Source organism: Candidatus Zixiibacteriota bacterium, assembly GCA_021159005.1.
GTDB lineage: Bacteria > Zixibacteria > MSB-5A5 > UBA10806 > 4484-95 > JAGGSN01.
The window spans coordinates 1-5,558 of the sequence record JAGGSN010000129.1 but is presented as its reverse complement, the minus strand read 5'-3'; the positions used below and the strand labels follow the sequence as shown (position 1 = coordinate 5,558).

At 43.0% G+C, this 5,558-nt stretch carries 5 protein-coding genes; all 5 read right to left on the bottom strand.

Annotated elements, in window-relative coordinates:
* A partial coding sequence (gene dnaK / locus J7K40_08255; GenBank protein ID MCD6162389.1) for a molecular chaperone DnaK occupies positions 1-1,882 on the bottom strand: 1,882 nt, incomplete at its 3' end.
* 324 nt (positions 1,883-2,206) lie between these two features.
* Complete coding sequence (locus J7K40_08250) at positions 2,207-2,644, bottom strand: Hsp20/alpha crystallin family protein (protein ID MCD6162388.1); 438 nt, start codon at positions 2,642-2,644, stop codon at positions 2,207-2,209.
* Between the two features lie 13 nt (positions 2,645-2,657).
* Positions 2,658-2,987 carry an Hsp20/alpha crystallin family protein gene (locus J7K40_08245; GenBank protein ID MCD6162387.1) on the bottom strand — a complete coding sequence of 110 codons (330 nt, stop codon included), beginning with the start codon at positions 2,985-2,987 and terminating at the stop codon, positions 2,658-2,660.
* 377 nt (positions 2,988-3,364) lie between these two features.
* A complete protein-coding gene (locus tag J7K40_08240) occupies positions 3,365-4,078 on the bottom strand; it encodes an NTP transferase domain-containing protein (protein ID MCD6162386.1) in 714 nt (237 codons plus the stop codon).
* On the bottom strand, positions 4,075-5,205 hold the full coding sequence (locus J7K40_08235; GenBank protein MCD6162385.1) for a CDP-glycerol glycerophosphotransferase family protein: 1,131 nt from the start codon (positions 5,203-5,205) through the stop codon (positions 4,075-4,077). Before J7K40_08235 ends, J7K40_08240 begins: the two co-directional genes overlap by 4 nt.
* Between the last annotated feature and the right edge of the window lie 353 nt (positions 5,206-5,558).

Sequence of the window (5,558 nt, the reverse complement as noted above, 5' to 3'; positions counted from 1 at the left end):
TGCCAGAACCAGCCTGCTTATCGGATGTGCTCTGGCCATTGCCGCCGCTGCCACCGGGATTCGCCGCGCCCGGCTGTTCGGCTGTCTGGGATTGATATATCTTAGCCGATATTTCATGCCAGATAGCATTGAGCGCATCGCTGGCGGATTTAATCTCGTCTACATCCTTCTTCTTTACCGCTTCTTTCAGACGGTCAACAGCGGCTTGCGCTTTGGCTTTCTGGTCGGCATCGATTTTATCCTCAAGCTCTTTCAACTGCTTCTCTGTCTGGTAAGCAAGCGAATCGCCGGCGTTAATTGCATCGATTTTCTCACGCTGGGTTTTATCCTCAGTCTCGTGAGCCTTGGCATCCTTGACCATCTTTTCGATATCCTGCTCGGATAATCCGGACGAGGCTTCAATCCTTATCGATTGTTCATGACCAGTGGCTTTATCCTTAGCCGAAACATTGAGAATACCGTTAGCATCTATATCGAAAACCACCTCAATCTGGGGCAAACCCCGCGGCGCTGGCGGTATGCCGTCAAGATGAAACCTGCCTATAGTCTTATTGTCGATAGCCATCTGCCTTTCGCCCTGAAGGACATGCACCTCGACCGTGGTCTGATTATCGGCGGCAGTTGAGAATATCTCGGACTTCTTTGTTGGAATCGTAGTGTTGCGTTCTATAAGCTTTGTAAATACACCGCCAAGGGTTTCAATACCCAGCGACAACGGAGTAACATCCAAAAGCAGAACATCTTTGACATCGCCGGCTAAAACGCCGCCCTGAATAGCCGCGCCGATTGCCACAACTTCATCCGGGTTGACACCCTTATGCGGTTCTTTGCCAAAGAAGCTTTTCACTGTTTCAATAACTCTTGGCATGCGAGTCATCCCGCCGACTAAGATTACCTCATCGATATCAGAAGCCGACAATTTGGCATCCTTAAGCGCATTACGGCAGGGTTCGATAGTCCGCTGAATTAAGTCATCGACAAGCTGTTCGAGTTTGGCTCTGGTCAGGGTTATATTCAGATGTTTTGGGCCTGCCGAATCGGCGGTAATAAACGGCAAATTGATATTCGTTTCGGCTGTTGATGACAGTTCGATTTTAGCTTTCTCCGCCGCTTCTTTCAGCCTTTGCAAAGCCATCGGATCCTTAGAGAGATCGATGCCGTCGGTTTTAATAAACTCATCAACAAAGAAATCGATAATCTGCTTATCGAAATCATCGCCGCCGAGATGGGTATCGCCATTAGTCGAGCGCACCTCGAATACGCCATCGCCAAGTTCAAGTATTGATACATCAAAAGTGCCGCCGCCAAGGTCATAGACAGCGATTTTCTCGTTTTTCTTTTTATCGAGACCATACGCCAGCGAGGCAGCAGTCGGCTCGTTAATAATCCGCATTACCTCAAGACCGGCGATTTTACCGGCATCCTTGGTGGCTTTTCTCTGCGAATCGTTAAAATATGCCGGCACTGTGATAACCGCCTTAGTAACTTTTTCGCCAAGATAATCCTCGGCGGTCTGCTTCATTTTCTGAAGTATCATCGCTGATATTTCCGGCGGCGAGTAGTCTTTGCCAGCCACCTCGATATGGCAATCGCCATTAGGGCCGGCTTTCATCTTATATGGATAGTTTTGTATCTCCGAGCCAACCTCTGAGAAATTTCTGCCCATGAACCGTTTGATTGAAAATACCGTATCCTTAGGATTGGTTACCGCCTGACGTTTTGCTAATTGGCCGGTCAGGCGTTCGCCTTTGTTGGTAACCGCAACCACCGATGATGTCGTGCGGGAACCCTCCGAGTTGGCGATAACGACCGGGTCGCCGCCCTCCATTACCGCTACGCAGGAATTGGTTGTTCCCAAGTCTATTCCGATTATTTTTGACATACTTTTATCCTCTCAAATTTATTATTAGTTTTATTTTCATTTTCGATTAGCACCTCAGCAGTTTTTGGTTTGCCTGATTTAAATAAATCAAAAACCAAGGCTGTTAAACCGATCACGAGTGTTATTGTCATTAAAAATTGCCGCATTATTTTATTACACCTTTACTAAACAATTCTCCGGCATTCATATCAGGGACTGATTGCTGTCTAAAGACACCAGCGCGTAGGGGCGTATTGCAAATACGCCCCTACGCAACAGTATCATCATGATTCACTTTGGCAGCCAAGCGTTGCTTGGCTGCCAAAGAGAGCTCTCAATATGCTGCTACTTGATTTCAATCTGACGCGGCTTGACTTTCTCTGATTTCGGCATAGTTACAGTTAAAACTCCGTTGTCGAAATCAGCTTGGATATTATCAGAATCTACATCAGATGAAAGAGTGAAACTGCGGCAGAACTTGCCATAAAACCGTTCGCTGCGGTAATAGTCATCGTCTTTCTCTTCATGCTCCTGTTTCTTTTCGCCCTCAATACTTAAAACGTTGTTTTGAAGATTGATTTTCACATCTTTCTTTTCAACGCCGGGGATTTCCGCAGTCAATAACAGCTTGTCTTTCTCATCGATAATATCTACCGATGGCATCCAATGGCTGTCGGATGATTCGGAATCCTCATAAAAGCTGCGAAACATCCTGTCTATTTCATTTCTAAGATTCATTACGCCCCAGTTGTATTTAGGTTCACGTTTCACAATACTAAACATTTTAGTACCTCCTTTATTTAATTTTAATATTTCTTGGTTTAACGCTTTCTTGCTTGGGAATCTCGACTGTAATTACGCCATCGCTGTAATTAGCCTCGATTTTGTCAAGGTCGACATCCTCGGGCAATCTGAATGAGCGGGTGAATTCACCAAAAACTCGTTCGCTAAAGATACGGTCTCCGGAGGGAGCTTTTTTCTCGCCGGTGATCGTGAGAATACCATTTTCCTGCCAGATCTTAATATCATCACGGAAACTGCCAGGCAGTTCCATTATAATGATGTAGCCATTTTCGGTTTGCTTTATCTCAGCAGGCGGTAAACAGGTTTTGCAGTATGTCATCATCTTAATTTCTCCTTATTCTTGTTTAAGTTCTTTCATATCTTCTGGTCATTTATAGAGCAAAGGCCGTGCCAATTCAGATATATGGTTGTATATCAATATGTTAGATAATATGATAGAGAAACAGCAGCGTATTTACCCTAAAGGCAACTGTCATAATGACATCAAAATAGTCATTATGACATATGTAATGCCGTAATGGCAGGCAGATATTGGCAGTGCCGTTTAAAGGGCTTGGCTTGATTATTTGACATTATAAGGGTAACAATATACCTGACTTGATATACATCAACGCGTAGGGGCGTATTGCATACGCCCTCTTTTTACATTCCTCATTAATGGAGTGAAGCGACATCCTGAGGGCAATAATCTATTAGTTTTTAACTATATAAGTGCCGATTATCCAATGAATATTGGTAAGCCTCAAGAGTATCAACATCGATCCAATTATCGGGATGATTCATAAACACAGCCTCTATATCCCTGCCGTTAATAAGCATCTTAATTGCCGCGCTTATCGAATCCTGTTCTTTCTTCAAGGCTTTTCTCATAGCGGAAAAATAGCCTTCATTTAATCTGAATATGCCGCAATCGACTCCGTTATAACTGTCAATTTCTTTGCCGATATCGACTATCTGAGTGTTCTCGAAAGCAACCTTAGTGGCATCATCAATGTCGTAAATTTCATCTATCCGGGGGTCAACCAAAAGCAGATTTTTATTGCTGTCATAGTTTACAATTCTATCGAGTGCGTTAGTCGAGACCAAATGATCCGACATCGAAAGAATAAAATCATCGCCTTTGACCGCAGGTTCGGCGGCCAAAACAGAAATGCCGTTGCCTTCTTCCCACCTGAGGTTTTCGATAAACTCAACATCCATATTAAAATAGCTATTATCTTTCAAATATCGCTTTATAGATTCCGACTGGTAGCCGACCACGACAACAAATTCACGGATGCCAACCTTGTTAAAATTACTCATTATAGTCGATAGAATTGAACCCTCATCATAAGGCAGTAATGTTTTCGGCGTATTGTCTGTTTCATTCCAGATACGGCTGCCCATACCAGCGGCGATTATTACGGCTTTCATTTTATATCTCTTTCGTTTCCGGGGATGTTTTCATGACCACCCTCATTATACAATTTTTCGATTTTTTTTACCATACGTTCCGAGGCTTTGCCGTCAAGTTTATAGAAATACTTATCCCGATATTTATCGGCGGTTTCTTTGTTCTGTTCGGTAGGATTTAAGGCTGATTCGATTGCATGATTAATATCCTTGCCATCATCAATATGAATAAACGCTCCCTTTAAAAACTCGCGGTTATCGATTTCGAGCAAAGGCTGGCCATCCGAGTGCTTTAATCTATCGCATGACAAATCGAATATAATACCGGTTTTCTCAAAGGCTAAAAAATCGAATGCAGTACTCGAAGCCTCGCTGATAATCGTATCGGCGGCGGCATAATACGGGACGATGTTATACTCATTAAAAGGAAGCAGGACGGCATGCGGATATTTTTCAGCCCGCCTGGCATATATTCGATGTTGTCTGTGCGGCGCATATTTGCCCATCCAACTGTATGGGTGAAGTTTGATTATCAGGTTAAAATCCTTAGTCTGCTCGAATATGTTATCCTTAATTTTATACAGGCAGGTTGGCTTATATGTCGGAGCAAATAGAACTGTTGGTCTTTTCGGGTCGAGTCCCCACTTTGCGAGCAAAGCTTCCGTATCATTATATCGCCCCCGGAAATAGAAATCGAGCTTGGGCAGTCCAATAAGATGCACTTCATTTTTTTCAAGTGAGGAATAATTCGTCAGAGATTCCACGCGATGCCTGCCCTCGACAAATATCTGGTATTTGTCATCGGGAACATTAGCTAAGTTGCGGTATAGAATATTTTTAATTCCGGTGCCATGGTTCAAAAAGCATAACAGGGTTCGGCCATACTCGGCGGCATTGCGAAGGGTATCGCCGGTTATAACTATATCGAACCCTTTCGTCTCTTTTGTAAAACGATAGCCTGATTTTTCCCACTTTTTAATAATGGGCGCGCGATATGGAAAATCTATAAAGAGTCGCCGTTTTCGCTCATACTCTAATGAAAACAAAACATCATATTTATCATCATTAAGCAGAAGTTCGATTACCGGGTCGAAAGCGGCTTTATGGTAAACATATCCGATTTTAAACAACAGCTTAATCTTCTTCAAATTGTGTTATTCCCTATCCGTTTGGTCAGTGCGACTACATTTCTACTTTCCGTTTGGGTTAATAGTATTATAATTCAGTGATAAAACGAAAGTGTTTTTTTATATTTTGTTACACTACTGTCCGGCCTTTTTTATAGAGTTCTTAAAATAATACCCAACAATCGAAACTTGCTTATTTCATAATCCATAGAGCAGCGGGATGTTGGGCGACTCCGATAAACATCGGCACTTCATCTTTTATTTTGTTAAATATTTCGAGCTAAGATTTTAGTAATTGATTTTAATTTGATGATTACCCATTTACGTCATTCCCCCGCCGCGGCGGGGGAATCCAGGAAGCTGTATGTTAAACC